This is a genomic window from Pseudomonas sp. C2.3V (genome assembly GCF_058536325.1).
Genome location: NZ_JBZUBN010000001.1, coordinates 2697556 through 2713764, shown reverse-complemented (window position 1 = coordinate 2713764; position 16209 = coordinate 2697556). Strand labels below are relative to the sequence as shown.

General features: G+C 56.1%; 15 protein-coding genes. 10 read left to right on the top strand and 5 right to left on the bottom strand.

What is annotated here, in order from left to right; translation table 11 throughout:
- Window positions 1–3: 3 nt before the first annotated feature.
- Window positions 4–498, bottom strand: a complete 495-nt coding sequence (locus AC4LF3_RS12895; RefSeq protein WP_010794979.1) for an LEA/WHy family protein — start codon at window positions 496–498, stop codon at window positions 4–6.
- Between the two features lie 257 nt (window positions 499–755).
- Between AC4LF3_RS12895 and AC4LF3_RS12890 the strand changes: the two genes are divergently transcribed.
- Window positions 756–1295: a hypothetical protein gene (locus AC4LF3_RS12890; RefSeq protein WP_312271043.1), complete on the top strand. Its 540-nt coding sequence runs from the start codon at window positions 756–758 to the stop codon at window positions 1293–1295.
- A gap of 9 nt (window positions 1296–1304) precedes the next feature.
- Here AC4LF3_RS12890 and AC4LF3_RS12885 read toward each other — a convergent pair whose 3' ends face one another.
- Together AC4LF3_RS12885 and AC4LF3_RS12880 are read right to left on the bottom strand one after the other, a co-directional pair.
- Entirely contained in the window at window positions 1305–1778 is a 474-nt protein-coding gene (locus tag AC4LF3_RS12885) for a YchJ family protein (RefSeq protein ID WP_150347030.1), read from the bottom strand.
- Between the two features lie 2 nt (window positions 1779–1780).
- Window positions 1781–2278 (bottom strand): DUF6231 family protein, encoded by a 498-nt coding sequence (locus AC4LF3_RS12880; protein WP_010794976.1) that lies wholly within the window; start codon window positions 2276–2278, stop codon window positions 1781–1783.
- A 143-nt stretch (window positions 2279–2421) separates the two neighbouring features.
- Between AC4LF3_RS12880 and AC4LF3_RS12875 the strand changes: the two genes are divergently transcribed.
- A complete protein-coding gene (locus AC4LF3_RS12875) occupies window positions 2422–3063 on the top strand; it encodes an OmpA family protein (protein WP_150347032.1) in 642 nt (213 codons plus the stop codon).
- A gap of 56 nt (window positions 3064–3119) precedes the next feature.
- Here AC4LF3_RS12875 and AC4LF3_RS12870 read toward each other — a convergent pair whose 3' ends face one another.
- Window positions 3120–5324 (bottom strand): S8 family peptidase, encoded by a 2205-nt coding sequence (locus AC4LF3_RS12870; protein WP_491835426.1) that lies wholly within the window; start codon window positions 5322–5324, stop codon window positions 3120–3122.
- Between the two features lie 210 nt (window positions 5325–5534).
- Between AC4LF3_RS12870 and AC4LF3_RS12865 the strand changes: the two genes are divergently transcribed.
- From AC4LF3_RS12865 to AC4LF3_RS12855, 3 genes are all read left to right on the top strand, one after another.
- Entirely contained in the window at window positions 5535–5807 is a 273-nt protein-coding gene (locus tag AC4LF3_RS12865; protein ID WP_475256401.1) for a DUF1145 domain-containing protein, read from the top strand.
- Window positions 5808–6156: 349 nt separating this feature from the next.
- Window positions 6157–8301, top strand: a complete 2145-nt coding sequence (gene dinG, locus AC4LF3_RS12860; protein WP_074823795.1) for an ATP-dependent DNA helicase DinG — start codon at window positions 6157–6159, stop codon at window positions 8299–8301.
- 59 nt (window positions 8302–8360) lie between these two features.
- A complete protein-coding gene (locus AC4LF3_RS12855) occupies window positions 8361–9518 on the top strand; it encodes a serine hydrolase domain-containing protein (RefSeq protein ID WP_475256397.1) in 1158 nt (385 codons plus the stop codon).
- 63 nt (window positions 9519–9581) lie between these two features.
- Here the strand turns inward: AC4LF3_RS12855 and AC4LF3_RS12850 are convergent, their stop codons facing one another.
- Window positions 9582–10439, bottom strand: coding sequence for a formate/nitrite transporter family protein (locus tag AC4LF3_RS12850; RefSeq protein WP_010794970.1), 858 nt, complete (start codon window positions 10437–10439; stop codon window positions 9582–9584).
- 293 nt (window positions 10440–10732) lie between these two features.
- On the opposite strand from AC4LF3_RS12850, the gene AC4LF3_RS12845 reads away from it, so the two are divergent.
- The 5 genes from AC4LF3_RS12845 (at window position 10733) to AC4LF3_RS12825 (ending at window position 16033) form a co-directional block, all read left to right on the top strand.
- Window positions 10733–11440 carry an OmpA family protein gene (locus AC4LF3_RS12845; protein WP_010794969.1) on the top strand — a complete coding sequence of 236 codons (708 nt, stop codon included), beginning with the start codon at window positions 10733–10735 and terminating at the stop codon, window positions 11438–11440.
- Between the two features lie 124 nt (window positions 11441–11564).
- On the top strand, window positions 11565–12212 hold the full coding sequence (pdxH, locus tag AC4LF3_RS12840; protein ID WP_475256394.1) for a pyridoxamine 5'-phosphate oxidase: 648 nt from the start codon (window positions 11565–11567) through the stop codon (window positions 12210–12212).
- 29 nt (window positions 12213–12241) lie between these two features.
- Window positions 12242–13345 carry a sugar diacid recognition domain-containing protein gene (locus AC4LF3_RS12835; RefSeq protein WP_010794967.1) on the top strand — a complete coding sequence of 368 codons (1104 nt, stop codon included), beginning with the start codon at window positions 12242–12244 and terminating at the stop codon, window positions 13343–13345.
- 134 nt (window positions 13346–13479) lie between these two features.
- Window positions 13480–14838 (top strand): GntP family permease, encoded by a 1359-nt coding sequence (locus AC4LF3_RS12830; RefSeq protein ID WP_434134523.1) that lies wholly within the window; start codon window positions 13480–13482, stop codon window positions 14836–14838.
- Window positions 14839–14887: 49 nt separating this feature from the next.
- Window positions 14888–16033 carry a glycerate kinase gene (locus AC4LF3_RS12825; RefSeq protein WP_475256391.1) on the top strand — a complete coding sequence of 382 codons (1146 nt, stop codon included), beginning with the start codon at window positions 14888–14890 and terminating at the stop codon, window positions 16031–16033.
- The last annotated feature ends 176 nt before the right edge of the window (window positions 16034–16209 follow it).

Here is a 16209-nt window from a genome sequence, read left to right as displayed (position 1 = left end):
TGATTACTCCGGTAAAAAATTGTTCGGGACGATCTCGCCGCTGCGCGATATATAGACGCTGCGGCCAAACATCAAGCCGGTCTTCACTTCGCCAACGAGACGATAATGAACGGGCTTGTCGGTCCGTTTGATCAGTTTGACGATGTCTTTGACGTACCGCCACATATTGGTCTGCACGGGGAGGGTAAACTCCGTGCTGCCAGAGGCTGGGATCGTGAAGTTACGCCCCGTTTCGCCTTCGGCAAGGGGAACATCTTCCAGGTAGATCGCATACGTCATGCCACGAATGGGCAGATCGATATCGTTGGGGTTGTCCACCTTGAAGTGCAACAGGAATTCCTGTCCCCATAATTTGGCTTTGAGCAGGTCTACCTGGGTCAGCTGTATTTCAGGGTCTTCATAATCCCTGGAGAACCACGTACAGCCACTGATTCCAAACAGGATCAGGATGCCTAGCGAGAGACCTAGGACTCTCCTGTTGAATGCCCGAAAAAACATGTGACGACTCCATAACGAAGGGCAGCGGTTACAGCGCGTCGGCGCATTGAAAAATAGCTCGGTCCGATTGTTGCACAGGCGTGCCTGGCATAAGCTGGACCTTACCCAAACGCGAGCCATGCTCATTTTATTCTGAAGTCGGCAAGTGCCTGGGCCATTATGTTGTACTTATACAGGTTGAAAAACGGGCTAGCCGCTCCTCAGGCGGTAAGCAATCTACAGAACTTATAGCCCTCAAGCTAGACAGGATGATGAACATGAGCCTTTTCGAGATCGCCTTTTCCGGTGAGGTAATGACAGGTGCTGACGAAGCGCAAGTACGTGCCAACCTGGCTCGGTTGTTCCAGGCGGACGAGAAGCGTATCGCACAGCTATTTTCCGGGCGCCGCGTCATTATCAAGAATAGACTGGATGCAGCCGCTGCTGAAAAATATCGGGCTGCGCTTACTCATGCCGGTGCCAGGGTTGAAGTCGTATCAATGGTGATTGCGGAAGAGATCGATCTTGCGCCAGCTCCAGTTGCCACCAAAAAACCGGAGTCGGATCCAGCGTCTGTAGCACGTCGCGTCTCCGTCGCACCGCGCGATGAGGTCATGGCGGCGTTTGTCAATGTCGATGCTCCGGATTTCGGCTTGGCACCGGTTGGAGCGGATCTGCAGGACCAGAAGGCCGAGGTCGCTCCGCCCCAGGTTGATCTGGGCAAGTTCACACTGGCACCGGTAGGAAGCGACATGGGTGAGGAAAGGCCACAGGCAGCCGTCCAGGTGCCCGATACGTCTCATCTTAAACTGGTGTAGCGGCTCTACTCATGGCAGGAAAGGGCCGCAACATTTCTTGAATTTGGTCGTGCTGCCACATGGGCAGGGGTCGTTGCGGCCTGCCGCCATGGCCACGGTCGGATCCAGGAAATACCAGCGCCCCTGCTGTTGAACAAACGCCGAGCGCTCACGGTGGGCATGGTCACCCTGCGCATCGTGCCAGCGGGCCACAAAGATGACCCAGGCGTGCTCAGGCACGCCTCCCAGAGGCTCATGGCTTTCAACCTCAAGCCCAAGCCAGGTGCTCTGGGCACTCCAGGCGCTTATGGCTGCCTTGTCCAGTCCTGCCTGTTGTGCAGGCAAGGTCGTCTCGATCAGGTAGTCGATCAACCCCAGCACATAGGCGCTGTAACGCGAGCGCATCAGCGCCTCCGCTGTAGGGGCTGAGGCACCTGAATGATAGCGGCCGCAGCAGTTGTCGAGTAGCTCGTCGCTGCCGCATGGGCAAGGAGCAGATGCCATCGTTACCACCAATATTTTCCAAAGAGTTCAGGATGGGCCCAGAAGCGGGCGTTCAGCCAGTCCGGTACCTGCTTGTAATCATGCAGATCATACGTGAACAACGTCAGGGTTTGCTGATCACGCTGAAAGCGCTCGCTCTGTTGCATGGCCAGGGCATAGAAGTCCCTGGGCTGCCATTGGCTGGCGGCCAGATCGACCAGGACAGCCAGCCGACTGGCGTTAAGATTGCGGATTCCGCCCAGTAGTTGCTGACCTTCACGTACGGACAGGTGTTCCAGACAGTCAGCCAGGATAGCTAGGTCATAGCGTTGGTGGGATACCGGTTCCTGTAATGATCCGGCAGGGGACTGCGTCAACTCGCAGTCAGGGTGAGCTGCCTTGAAAGCCTGCACGGCGGGTATCTCGCTGGCACTGACCATCAGCAGGCGAGTAGGGGTGTAGTGATCCAATAGCGCGGCCAAGGCCTGTTGCGGAGTACGTGACGATAATGTCGCGGTCATGTGGAACCTCGGCGGTTGTTGTGGAGACTAATCAAGCGGCACTGTCAAGATCAGGCCTGTACCGCCAGTCTGACGGAGCGGAGAAATCGATGTCCAATTCCTTTTTCGAGGTCGCTTTTTCTAGTCCTTAATAGGAGACAACAATGACGATTATAAGGACCGCTTTACCCCTCATTCTGGTGGGCAGTGTTTTAGCAGGTTGCGCTGGTGTAAAGAAAACGGACTGGCCTGCGTGTGCCGCCATTGGTGGTGCCACGGGTGCGGCCGTCGGCGCCATTGAAAGCAGTAGCTATGCTGGGTGGGGCGGGCTGGTTGCCGGCGCCACGGCGGGGGCTTACTGCTATGTTCATGGGCAGGGTGAAGAGCAGGTAGCTGCTGTCGAACCGGTAACGCCTGCGCCGGCTCCCACGCCTGCACCCGAGCCGCTTCCTCGCCAAGAGACCATTGTTGTACGTGATCTGCACTTTGCCTTCGATTCGGCCGAAATCAGTCCGGCGGACCGTGCGCAGCTCGATACCGTAGCCTCCCGGTTAAGAAACGAAGCGTCCACGACACGGCTGACAATTAACGGGCATACTGACAGCAAGGGTACTGAAAAGTACAACCAGCGCCTGTCTGAGCGTCGTGCAGCAGCCGTGCGTAATTACCTGGTTCAGTCGGGCGTTCCGGCGGCCAGTATCGTCTCTGTCCAAGGGCTTGGGGAAAGCCAGCCCGTGGCTACCAACGAAACGGCAGAAGGTCGTGCTACCAACCGGCGCGTAGAAATCTTGGTCGAGCGTCAGTGATTTCTTATACCCAAGGACCTCAAAAGGGTCCTTGGGTATCTGTCGGGTACGTGAAGTTAAAGGTCAATCTTAACGCTGAACGAGACGCCGCTATTCGTTTCGCCACGCTGATGATTAAATTGGTCCTGATGGAACAGGCTGACACCAAAGCCGGTACGCTTTCCCAGTTTTCCCCGGTAGCTCAACTCGATATCAGTCTGGCTGCCCTGTGGCTCCAGGTTAACCACGCTACGGTTATACAACACGCTACCTTGATCTGTTCGACCAATAGGCGTGTCCAGGGAGGCACGTGCACTATGAACGCGCAGAGGCTTCGTAATGTTAAGGCCGAGCGCATCTTCTGCATTGAAGACACCTGTCTTTATGACGGACCCACCATAAGCCCGGCTTGGCAGGTTATCTATAGAGCGGAACAGAGACGTATCGCTTGCCTCTAGATGTGTTACCGCTTCTGTCAGGTGTACCTGTGTCTGTACTGAAGGAAAAGGTTTCATCGTCACACTAAGACCGGTTGCTACCGTATGGGCGGCTTTGCCCAACGCTAGCGCCCCCGTTGAAGGGCCTCCGAGCGTCATGTCTTTCTCGTCCAGAACGGTTTGCGTGATTGCTACTTCGACGCGCTTGCTGGGTGCATAAGCAAGGCGTGCAGCTATCAGCGTACCTTGGGCTTTGGCTGTCAGAGTCGAGTCGGATAGCTCACTGAAGCCTACTGAAAAGGCAAGGGTGTCAGTTAGTTTGAGACGAGTAAGGCCGAATACGTCCTCCTTAGCTAATCCTGACAAAGGCAGCTCAGCTGCCGAGCGCTCTGTTAGAAAAAGGGGGGCAGTAGTCGTACCAAGGAAGGCTTCACTGAAGGAAAACCCTTTACCAATACTGAGAGACAAGTCTTTCGTCTGGCCATCCAGGCGCCAGGCGGGCATCTGCGAGAGACGCTTGTCTTCTGCAGTATTTTCAAGAGGCGAAGTAAGGTTTTGTTCGCCTCTCAATGCAGGAGTGCTGAGGCTTGTCAGCGTCAGGCTGGGAGTCAAGCGCTGTGAAATGACATCTGGTTGAGATATGTCAGCCATACGCGCCAAGTGGCGAGATAAATCAAGCGCCAGTGTACGGTTATGACTCCATTGTGAAGCATCGACCTGAAAGTCGCGGCCTACTTCATCAAAGACTACAGCATCGCGCATGGCTGACCGTAAAACGCGGCTACTTCCCATTGCACTTGGCATAATCAGCCGCGTCGAGTTAGCTGGAACACTATTACTCGTGACAGTAACACCCGTTGCAATTCGTGTTTGACCGACAGGCGCCATGGCGCGGTCAACGCGTAAAAGACCCCAGCCGTATACGGAGTCAACGCCTTTTGCGCCTAAGTCCTCCGCAGACCTAAATAAAATATCGACCGTTTGCGCTGGAGTTAGGAAAGGCCACTTCGATAAGAGAAGTGCCGCTGCACCTGATACATGAGGCGCTGCCATGGACGTACCAGCCATGCCTAAATAGCTGTTATTAGGACCGGTGGAATAAATCCATTTGCCGCCGGGGGCCATCAAAAAGCGATACTTGAACTTATCAGCTTCCTGGCATCGATAGGTGGTAAAACAGGATTCGCCAGGGATATTGGAGAAGGCCGAGCGGGCCTTGTTGCTATCCACGCTACCAACAATGACCAGGTTAGCCAGCGGAGCGCTTTGCAAAGACCAATGTTCATTCTTTAGGACCGCACCATTATTGCCTGCTGCCAGTACGGCTACTGTCTGATGGCGATAAGTGCTAATGGCGCTCAACGTCTCGGGATAGGCCAGGTCACCTGCAGTCGTAGGGCCATAGCTCATGTTAGTAACGCGCGCGCCGTCAGCTATGACCCGAGCCATGGCATTGGATGTAGACAAGCCGGCGACCCAGCCGCGGTTATCAAATACAGCTACATTGGACAGCGAGGCACGTGGCGCTACACCCATAGTGCCTTTGCCGTTCATGGCGGCTCCAATGATTCCTGCAACATGCGATCCGTGATTATCAAAAGATGTGTATTGTCCGTTCGGGCTGAGCCAGCTGCGATTAAGTCGGCCACTAAATTCCAGATGATTATAGTCAGCCAAGCCATCTAATACGCCCACGCGTACACCTTGCCCTAGAGGCTGGTTAGTGTAAAAAGTAGGCGCTAGGCCGATTAGCTTTAAATTCCAGCTAAGCTCGTTGGCCTCTGAAAGGGGGCTCAGCAAAGCCAAAGGGGCTAGGCAGGTAAGCGAGAGTTTTTTTCTTTTCACGGTAGAACCACCAGACAAAGGATAAGCACTACGAGGATCTGTTTGTATGGCGGCCTCTCGCTCGTGACCTTAAGCCTGACGACGTTAATTTCCGACCATTGGAAGAAACAGGACACAGACGGAAGGAAGCTATATAAATGCTTTGACGGCCTTGATCTCCATTAGGTAGTAGAATCAACATCACGTTAGTTTTTATGTTGAATACAAAGCATGTCCTCAGCCCTGATGATTATCGGTAAATTTCTTTCTCTTTTATTCTGGCTCGTTGTCATAACTAACGTGTTCCAGCCTTTTGCCTTTCCGTTCGAGGCTTTACTGAATCTTGCTGGAGTCGTGCTGGTTTGCTTGCACGTTTTGGAGGTGCTCATGCTCAACCGGCAACTCCGTCAAAGTTCATATCCGTGGCGTAATCGTTTATGGATAGTGCTATTTGGTGTATTTCACTGGTATCGCCTACCAACACGATCAGCTCCAGGCCACTGAATAGCCGAGCTAAAACAACTATGGGTTGAAGGAGCAGACTCGGTCCAGTTGTTGGGCCTGCTCTTCCATAGCCAATAGCCTCAGTTTTCTATCATGTGATTTGCCATGGTTTGAAAACAACGTTTGTATCTTTAGGAAAAATCAAGGCTTTTTAGGTTTAACCGCTTCAGATCAGGGAGGTCGGCACCGAAAAGTCTTTATTGCTAGTGATATAATCAGTACGTCGGCAAAAGTGCATTACGATTAGCCGCTTTCCCAAACTACTGATATTTTATACAGTATTGCTGATAGGGTCACCTGCCGGTGGCGCCTGCTGGAAGCGTATGACGCTTCCCTGTCGAGGAACCCCATGCTTAGTGCCGAACTCAAGTCCCAGATTCAGGGGGCTTATACCCGCTTTCTCGAAGCCAAGTCGCTCAAGCCGCGCTATGGTCAGCGGCTGATGATTGCCGAGACGGCTAAAGGGCTCGGTGCGATCAAGCAGGATGACGAAGGGCGTCGCGTTGGCGATCCTGCCGTCGTGGCTGTGGAAGCCGGAACCGGTACCGGCAAGACCGTTGCCTATAGTCTCGCCGCCATTCCTGCGGCCAAGGCGGCCGGCAAGCGTCTGGTCATTGCGACGGCAACAGTGGCTCTGCAGGAGCAGATCGTCAACAAGGACCTTCCAGATATCCTGCGTAACAGTGGTCTGTCGTTCAATTTTGCCCTGGCAAAGGGGCGAGGGCGCTACCTGTGCCTGTCGCGCCTGGATCTCATGCTGCAGGAAAGCGAAGCCCAGAATACGACCGCTCAGCTGTTTGCGGATGATGGCTTTACGATCGACGTCGATGAGGCTGGTCAGAAGCTGTTTACGAAGATGATCGAGCGCTTGGCCAGTAATCGCTGGGACGGTGACCGTGACAGCTGGCCAGAAGCCATTGATGACCAACACTGGTCACGAATAACCACTGACCATACGCAGTGCACCAATCGGCACTGCCCGAATTTTCAGCAGTGCGCCTTTTTCCGTGCCCGTGAAGGCATGACCAAGGTAGACGTGATCGTTACCAACCATGATCTTGTACTGGCTGACCTTGCGCTCGGTGGCGGGGCTATTCTGCCCGACCCGCGCGATACCATTTATGTGTTTGACGAAGGCCATCACCTGCCGGACAAGGCGATCAATCACTTCGCTCACTTTACCCGCCTGCGCTCCACGGCCGAGTGGCTGGAGCAAATCGCCAAGAATCTGACCAAGCTGCTGGCTCAACATCCCTTGCCGGGCGAGCTGGGACGGCTGGTTGAGCAAGTACCTGAACTGGCGAGACAGATTCGTACCCAGCAGCAGTTCATGTTTACAGCCTGTGAGCAGCTGGCCGAGTTTCGCGCCGGCGAAGACATGGAGGGACGTGATCGGCCTCGCCATCGGTTCGTTGGTGGCCTCGTCCCAGCGGATTTAAGGGAAATGGGGACTGAGCTCAAAAAGGGCTTTGCCCAGCTGTCCGACCTGTTCACTCGTCTTACGGACCTCTTGAAAGAGGCCATGGACGGGGAGAAAAGCATTGGCATTGCAAGTTATCAGGCAGAAGAGTGGTATCCGCTGTTTGGCAGCCTGCTGGCTCGGTCCCAGGGTAATTGGGAGCTGTGGACGGCCTTTACGCTGGAAGATCCGACCGACTCACCACCCATGGCGCGCTGGCTGACATTGGTAGAGTCCGGTGCATTCCATGATATCGAGGTCAATGCCAGTCCCATCCTAGCTGCCGAAACGCTACGGCGTACGCTATGGAATGTGGCTTATGGCGCGCTGGTAACTTCCGCCACCTTGACGGCGCTGGGGACATTCGATCGTTTTCGGATGCGGGCAGGCCTGCCTCAAAGCGCCAACACGGCAATTGTGCCCAGTCCCTTCAAATATGCCGAGGCAGGGTTATTGCGCGTACCCAATCTGCAGGCGGATCCGAGAGACTCTGCGGCCCATACGGCGGCTATCGTGCGAGAGCTGCCCGATATGCTGGAAGGGGCCAAGGGGGCATTGGTGCTGTTTTCTTCCCGGCGACAGATGCAGGATGTCTTCGATGGGCTGGAGCGTGACTGGCGCCGCCGTGTACTGATCCAGGGCAACCTGTCCAAGCAGGAGACGCTCAATAAGCACCGCTCCCGTGTGGATGATGGCGAGCCCAGCGTATTGTTCGGTCTGGCCAGCTTTGCCGAAGGGGTCGACCTGCCCGGGGCCTATTGTGAGCACGTCGTGATTGCCAAGATTCCCTTTGCGGTGCCGGATGATCCTGTCGAGGCTGCTTTGGCCGAATGGATCGAGGCACGGGGTGGCAATCCGTTCATGGAAATCGCTGTGCCCGATGCCTCGCTGCGCCTGATCCAGGCTTGTGGACGTCTCCTGCGCACCGAGTCGGACAGCGGCACGATCAGCCTGCTGGATCGTCGTGTCGTTACGCAGCGTTATGGCAAGGCCATCCTGAGCACCTTACCGCCGTTCCGGCTGGAAGTGCAGTAGTAGAGGTCTCTTCTCGTCAGTGTGAGAGACTTGAATATGACCACGATGAGGAGACAGCTGTGCAGATCCAAGGTTATTTCGATCTGGCCTTTGAAACCGTCAGGGACTGCTTCAGTGCTCTGTTCGACGAGCCGGGGCGAGGCGTGCATACCCGCGGTGCAGCCCTGTGCGTTCAGGTGGACGGCGAAACCGTTCTGGATCTCTGGGCAGGCACGGCGGACAAGGATGCGCAGAGCGGGTGGCAGACGGACACGATACTGAATCTGTTTTCCTGCACCAAAGCCTTTACCGCCGTGGCCGCCATGCAGTTGGTTCAAGAGGGCAGGCTTGAACTGGATAAACCAGTACAACACTACTGGCCGGAATTTGCGGCTGCAGGCAAGGGCGCCATTACGGTGCGCCAGTTACTGTGCCATCAGGCAGGACTGGCTGCCTTGCGTGCTCCATTGCCTGCCAGTGCGCTGTATGACTGGGACACCATGACGGCTGCCCTTGCCGCCGAAACGCCTTGGTGGACGCCAGGCGAGAGCCACGGCTATTCACCGATGACCTATGGCTGGCTGATGGGAGAACTGATTCGCCGCATTGATGGCCGCTCACCAGGAGAAGCTGTTATTGCCCGAACGGCCAGGCCGCTTGGGCTGGATTTTCATATCGGTCTGCCTGAGAGCGAAGAGCATCGGGTTGCGCATATTGCTCGAGGCAAGGGCGACATGGGTGATGCTGCCGCCCAGCGTCTCTTGAAGACCACCATGACCGACCCCCAAGCCTTGAGTACCCGTGCTTTTGCCAACCCGCCGGGCATTCTGAACAGCACCAATAAACCGGAGTGGCGCCGTTTCGAGCAGCCTGCCGCCAACGGTCATGGCAATGCGCGCTCACTGGCAGGGTTTTATGCGGGGCTGCTCGACGGTCGATTGCTGGACCAGACGGTCTTGCAGCACATGCTCACGGAACATAGTCGGGGTGACGACAGGACGCTAATGACCTCGACACGCTTCGGCCTGGGATTCATGCTGGACCAGCCTGACCATGCCAACGCAACCTATGGCCTGGGCGTCCAGTCCTTTGGTCATCCAGGGGCGGGTGGGTCTATCGGGTTCGCCGACCCTGAGCGCAGGGTAGCATTTGGTTTCGCCACCAACACATTGGGACCTTATATTCTCATGGACCCGCGAGCTCAGCAGCTGGCAGAAGCCGTTGGGCAATGCCTCTGACATCAGGATAGGATGGATTGACCGGCAGGGGTGGCCGGTCAATCCGCTATGCACTTCAACTTATCAGTCGTTCACGGCCTTAAGTGTGGGTGTTGTGGGTGCAAGATCCGCCTGGGTCTTTTGTAGCGCTGACGCCAGATCGGCCGTCGCCTGCGCAGATGCAGGGCGATAGGCCAGAAAATAGGCCAACCCTACAAAGCCGGCGCCACCCACAGCATTACCCAGGAAAACCGCTACCAGGTTGGGCAGACATTGGGCCCAGGTAGCCTGGCCTGCAAAGATAGCGGCTGGAATGATAAACATGTTGGCAACCACATGCTGAAAACCGATGGCAACAAAGGCCATGACGGGAAACCACATGCCCACGACTTTACCTACCACATCCTTGCTGGCAAACGCGATCCAGACGCCCAGACAGACGAGCCAGTTGCATCCGATACCGGAAACGAAGGCGTGAAGGAAGTCGGCGTTCATCTTTGCCTGCGCAATGGCAACGGTCTTGCCCAGGAATGCACCCTCGGTGAGACCCAGCATATGACCGAAGAAGTACGCGACAGCCAGGCTGCCGACAAAGTTGGCAAGCGTGACCCATAGCCAGTTGCGAATCACCCCCATCGTGCTGATACCGCCTGCAAAACGTGCCAGAGGAAGCAGCAGCATATTACCCGTCAGTAACTCACCGCCTGCCAGCACGGTCATGATCAGGCCGACCGGGAAAACCGCTGCGCCAACGAAGCCTGCAAACGAGCCCCATTCGGCGGGCATGGTGCCAATAACGTGAATATCGAGAAGAAAACCAGTCGCAATGAACGCGCCGGCCATAACGCCAAGAATGAATAGGGTAGGAATGGAAAGCCGATTTTTGGCAATACCAGCCTGTATCGCCAGTGTTGCGATTTCTTTAGGTGTATTTATAGACATGAGTGTACGCAAGGGAGGACAAATTGACGCGCCCAGCGTAGTGATGGCCAATGGCAATTTCAATAGCGAGCTATCTATCGTTTGATAAGCACCGTCTATGACGTGATACCCTTGCCGCCCTCGTTCACCTGACCGTTTCGCCACCGAGTCTACTCAACCGCTTGTCGGTTGATACAAAAGGACAACGTACACCCCTTGCGAAATAATCAGTTAAAGACACAATCTAAGAAACCACTTTAACTTTGCCTGTCGGTGCCGATTCGGCGGGCTTGCGCCTGATGGGATAAAAACGCATGAAGCTGCTCAAGACTACTACTGTCGTTCTCTGCATGAGCGTTTCCGCCTGCAGTTATTTTCACAAGGAAAGCGACGTTGCCACTGCCAAGGAGCCAGTCCCCCAGGCGAAGGTAGAAACGCAAAAGACCGAAACCCAGGCGAAAGCGGACGGCGGACATTGGTGGTGGCCGTTTGGCAAGAGCGACAAGACTGTAACCGAGGCAAAGGCTCAAGCGAAAGCCCAAGAGATAACAGTCAGCAAGGACTGGCTGGATCAGCATGAAAAAACGATCCGCGAAGCCATCGCCGGTAGCAAGATGCAAATGGAGCGTAGAGAGGACGGCTTACTGCTGATCGCCAACGTTGACGACTCCTTCAACCCTGATCGTGCTGAGATGCTTCTGCCATCCATGCTCGGCCCGCTGGGCCGTACCGCCAAGCTGGTATTCAAGGATGACCAGAGCGCCGTCATTGTGCTGGGACACACGGATAGCACTGGTTCCAAGGCGGTTAATGACCAGCTCAGTCTCGGCCGCGCCAAGGCGGTAGCCTCCATCTTTCGTCTGAGCGGGCTTAATGGCAATCGTCTGGTCGTTCGTGGTCTGAGCGATACCCAGCCGCGCGCAGCAAACGACAATGCCGAAGGGCGCGCTCAGAACCGTCGTGTCGAGGTCCTTATCCAGCCACGTACAGTGGTATTGGCCTCTCTGCAAAGCAAGCGCTGAGTCAGTAAAGGCATCCGGAACCGTTTGGTTTCGGATGCCAATTCGCCATATGCCTGGCATGAGTCAAGCAACTTGGCGCATGACTGGGTAAGCTGTAAGTTCCATTCCCAATCAGGAGCTTGCCATGACCCAGACGCTGGCTGACATGCGTCGTGATTACACCCGCGACGGATTAACCGAAGCGCAGGCGCCCGCCGAGCCATTTGCCTTATTTGGCCAATGGTTTGAGGATGCTGTTAAAACCGAGCAGCCCCCTGTAGAAGCCAATGCCATGATACTGGCAACGGTTGATGCCGAGCAGCAACCCCATTGTCGTGTACTTCTACTCAAGGGTGTAGACGCCAAGGGGTTTGTGTTTTACACCAATTACGAAAGTGCCAAGGGGCAGCAGCTCGCTGGGCAGCCCAGGGCCGCCATGACCTTTTTCTGGCCCACACTTGAGCGTCAGGTGCGAATCGAGGGTGTGGTCGAGCGCGTAAGTCCTGAAGAGTCCGACGCATACTACCGTGTCCGTCCGTTGGGTAGTCGGTTGGGCGCCTGGGCTTCGCCGCAGAGCCAGGTGCTGGGCGGTCGGGAAGAGCTTGAGACGAAAGTGGCTGAAGTGCAGGCACGCTTTGCCCATGAGGAGCCACCGCGCCCGCCACATTGGGGAGGCTATCGGCTGATTCCCGAGCGGGTCGAGTTCTGGCAGGGCCGCTCCAGCCGTTTGCATGATCGGCTCGATTACCGCCGTGAAGGAGAGGGCTGGAAGCGCCAGCGTTTGGCTCCTTAAACAGTGCTCATGTAAAGGAAGGGATTGCCGTGATTGAACTTGATTCAACCCTTGCGCAACACATTGTGGATCGCTCCATGGCAATCCTTCCCTACAACGTCAATGTGATGGATGCGCAGGGCATGATTATCGGCAGCGGTGATCCCTTGCGATTGCATACCCGTCACGAAGGCGCTCAGCTGGTGTTGGCCAACAGTCGAGTCGTCGAGATCGACGATCAGGCCGCCTCTTGCCTGCGGGGTGTGAAGCCGGGGGTCAACATGCCACTGCTTTATGCCGAGCGGTTGATCGGGGTCCTCGGTATCACGGGTACGCCCGAGGTTGTCAGGCCATATGCCGAGCTGGTCCGCATGGCGGCCGAAATGTTGGTGGAGCAGCGACAATCGCATCTGGAGCGTCATTGGCAGCGGCATCGACTGGACAGCTGGATCGGCCAATTGCTGGACCCTTCGGTAAGCCTGAACACGCTTTCTGTTGAGGCGGAGCGACAGCAGGTACCCCTGAGCTGGCCACGTCAGGTATGCCTTATCGAGCTGAATGAAGCTTCAGACTCCCGTTCGGCCAAGGCGTTGAGCGCTATGTTGTCTGCCAATCTGGAGAGTTTTTGCGCCCCCGTCGGTATGCAGGAATGGTTCTGGTGTCGTCCGCTCGGGCGGCCTCATGAAGAACAACTCTGGCTTGATCAGGCAAAGGCCAAGGGGCTGAACGTATTACGCGTTACAGCATCGGGTCCGCTGGAAAGTCTGGTTGACTTGCGAGAGGCCTGCCAATCACTGCGCTTGCTGCAAGCCTATGCCCGTGCGTGCCTGCCTGATGTGCGGCTACTCAAGCTGGATGAGCACCGGCTGACGGCACTGCTTTACAGCCAGCGGCAGAGCTGGCTTTTGCAAGGGTGGCTCGATCCCTTGAAGCGACTGTTTGCGCAGGATGAAAATGGCGTGTTACGAGAAACCTTGCAGGCGTGGTGCGAGCACCATGGGCAGGCATCTGCCTGTGCCGCGTCCTTGAATATCCATCGGAATACGTTGCGCTATCGTCTCGAGCGTATCTGTGAGCTGACTGGGCTCAGCCACGATATGCTGGGGCAGTGGCTTTACCTGTCGTTGGGAATCAGTCTGCTGGAATGCGCCTGATTGTGCAGATGCACAATACATAGGGTGAAATCAGGTACTTATCTTGTGCTTGTGTACCAAGCGGAACTCATTGAACTGATAGCACAATAAGCTCATCCACAGTTATCCGATCACAATAACAACCGGAGCCTGTCATGAGCCTCGTCCTTATTCTGGTGGCGTTGATAGCATTCATCGTCGTGACCACCACACGCTTCAAGCTTCATCCATTTCTGGCCTTGCTCCTGGCGGCTTTTCTCGCCGGTTTCGCCTATCAGGTGCCCGTCGGCGATATCACTAAGACCCTTACAACAGGTTTTGGCAGCATCCTGGGATACATCGGTATTGTCATTGTGCTGGGCACGATCATTGGTGTAATTCTGGAGCGTAGCGGCGCGGCCATAACCATGGCGGAAACCGTGATTCGTGTACTTGGTGAGCGTTTTCCCACCCTGACCTTGTCGATCATCGGTTACTTGGTTTCGATACCCGTATTCTGCGATTCCGGCTACGTGATTCTCAACTCGCTTAAGAATGCTCTGGCCGCTCGTATGAAGGTCTCCCTGATTTCCATGAGCGTAGCCCTGGCAACTGGCCTTTATGCTACGCATACCTTTGTGCCACCTACACCGGGGCCGATTGCGGCTGCGGGTAATCTAGGGCTCGATGCAAGCCTCGGACTGGTTATCGGCGTCGGCCTTGTCGTGTCATTCGTGACAGCCATGGCAGGGCTTTGGTGGGCCAACCGCTTCCTGGATAAAGACATCCCGCTGGTCGACGATGGCACGCCGATGCCTTCCCAAGCGGATTTCACGGCATTACGCGAAAGTTATGGTGTACTTCCTAGCGCCTGGCAGGCTTTTGCCCCAATTTTTGTTCCCATTGGATTGATTTGCCTGGGGTCAATCGCTGCCTTTCCCAGCAAGCCTTTCGGAGAAGGGGCGGTGTTGACGCTGTTGGGTTTTATTGGGCAACCCGTCCCGGCGCTGCTGGTAGGCCTGGTGCTGGCCTGTTCGCTGCTCAAGGGCGATGACAAGCGCCAGGAGTTTCAGAACCATGTGGCCGAAGGCATCTTGTCAGCGGCTCCCATCCTGCTTATTACCGGCGCTGGTGGAGCGTTTGGTGCCGTGCTCAAAGTCACTCCACTGGGCGATTACCTTGGCAGCACGCTTTCCGCCTTGGGGATTGGGCTGTTCATGCCATTCGTAGTGTCCGCCGCCCTGAAAACAGCCCAAGGCTCGACTACGGTCGCACTGGTGACAACCTCTGCTTTGGTGGCACCACTGCTGGGCCAATTGGGACTCGACAGTGAGATGGGGCGTGTATTGACCGTAATGGCGATCGGCGCTGGAGCGATGACGGTTTCACATGCCAACGACAGCTTTTTCTGGGTTGTGACTCAATTCAGCCGTATGAGCGTAGCCACAGCGTACCGTGCCCAGACACTCGCTACCCTGATTCAAGGACTTGCCGGGATGGCTACGGTATGGCTTTTAAGTCTTTTCCTGCTGTAACGAGCAGCCATACCCATCGACAGGCGAACCGTCAGCCGGGAGAACATTGATGAAACTCGTGATCGCACCTGATTCGTTCAAGGAAAGCCTGAGCGCATTTGAGGTCGCCCAGGCTATTGCAGAGGGTTGGAGAGCGGTTTTTCCCTCCGCCACTATCGAACTCAAACCCATGGCCGATGGAGGAGAGGGCACGGTCGAGGCCTTGCTGGCTGCAACCGGAGGAGAGCGTCGTGAGCTGACCGTGCAGGGGCCGCTGGGGCAGCCGGTATTGGCTCACTGGGGATGGCTGGGCGAGGGGACAGCCGTGATCGAGATGGCGGCTGCCAGCGGCCTACACTGGGTGCCGAAAGCGCAGCGGGATGCCAGACGGGCCAGTAGCTACGGTACCGGTGAGTTGATCCGCGCTGCACTGGATGCTGGAGCTCGACGAATTATCCTGGGGTTGGGTGGCAGCGCTACGAATGATGGCGGTGCGGGGTTGCTGAACGCCTTGGGAGTCAAGTTCCTGGATAAACATGGTCAGCCTTTGCCGCCAGGGGGCGCTGCGTTAGCCGAACTTGCCCGTATTGAGCTGAGCGGCCTGGATAAGCGTCTTGCTACTGTTCAGATCGATGTGGCTGCCGATGTCGATAACCCCTTGTGTGGCTCTCATGGTGCCTCCCATGTCTTTGGCCCTCAGAAGGGCGCAACGCCTGAGGATGTCGCTGTGCTGGATGCAGCACTTGGGCATTACGCTCAGGTTGCGGCTCAAGTACTCGGGGAAGATCACAGTTGCTTTCCAGGAGTGGGAGCGGCAGGAGGGCTGGGTTTTGCTGCTAGGGCCTTTCTTCAGGCGCATTTTCGATCGGGTGTCGAGCTGGTTGCAGAAGTTTCCGGGCTGGCAGAGGCGCTCCGGGACGCGGATCTGGTCATTACCGGAGAAGGGCAACTTGATTACCAAAGCCTGCATGGCAAGACGCCCATAGGAGTTGCCAGGGTCGCCCGTGAGGCTGATGTGCCTGTCATTGCATTAGTAGGTAGCTTGGGTGCGCACTACCAGCAGGTATATGAGGCAGGGATTGAGGCAGCATTCAGTCTGGTGCCTGGCCCTGTCACGCTGGAGCAGGCCTGTAGGACCGCCGCACAGGAGCTGCGTGCGCGCGCAACCGACCTTGCTCGTGTCTGGCGTCTGGCCCGGCAATCACGCGAGGGTTGAGCAGGATGAGTCGTCCTATTTCAGGTAAAGCAAGCGAAGCGGATGAACGAAAGCTGTCTGGATCAAAAGATTCAACCGTTTGCCTTGAGGCCGTATGAGAGGATGATAAAAGCTGAACATTCCTGTAAGGCGGAGGGTCCACCATAGGGTTCCGCCGAGAACAGCCCTGTAGGAAC

Coding starts and splice junctions, on each gene's coding strand:
- AC4LF3_RS12895 (WP_010794979.1), bottom strand. CDS start 498: ATGTTTTTTCGGGCATTCAACAGGAGAGTCCTAGGTCTCTCGCTAGGC.
- AC4LF3_RS12890 (WP_312271043.1), top strand. CDS start 756: ATGAGCCTTTTCGAGATCGCCTTTTCCGGTGAGGTAATGACAGGTGCT.
- AC4LF3_RS12885 (WP_150347030.1), bottom strand. CDS start 1,778: ATGGCATCTGCTCCTTGCCCATGCGGCAGCGACGAGCTACTCGACAAC.
- AC4LF3_RS12880 (WP_010794976.1), bottom strand. CDS start 2,278: ATGACCGCGACATTATCGTCACGTACTCCGCAACAGGCCTTGGCCGCG.
- AC4LF3_RS12875 (WP_150347032.1), top strand. CDS start 2,422: ATGACGATTATAAGGACCGCTTTACCCCTCATTCTGGTGGGCAGTGTT.
- AC4LF3_RS12865 (WP_475256401.1), top strand. CDS start 5,535: ATGTCCTCAGCCCTGATGATTATCGGTAAATTTCTTTCTCTTTTATTC.
- dinG (WP_074823795.1), top strand. CDS start 6,157: ATGCTTAGTGCCGAACTCAAGTCCCAGATTCAGGGGGCTTATACCCGC.
- AC4LF3_RS12850 (WP_010794970.1), bottom strand. CDS start 10,439: ATGTCTATAAATACACCTAAAGAAATCGCAACACTGGCGATACAGGCT.
- AC4LF3_RS12845 (WP_010794969.1), top strand. CDS start 10,733: ATGAAGCTGCTCAAGACTACTACTGTCGTTCTCTGCATGAGCGTTTCC.
- pdxH (WP_475256394.1), top strand. CDS start 11,565: ATGACCCAGACGCTGGCTGACATGCGTCGTGATTACACCCGCGACGGA.
- AC4LF3_RS12830 (WP_434134523.1), top strand. CDS start 13,480: ATGAGCCTCGTCCTTATTCTGGTGGCGTTGATAGCATTCATCGTCGTG.
- AC4LF3_RS12825 (WP_475256391.1), top strand. CDS start 14,888: ATGAAACTCGTGATCGCACCTGATTCGTTCAAGGAAAGCCTGAGCGCA.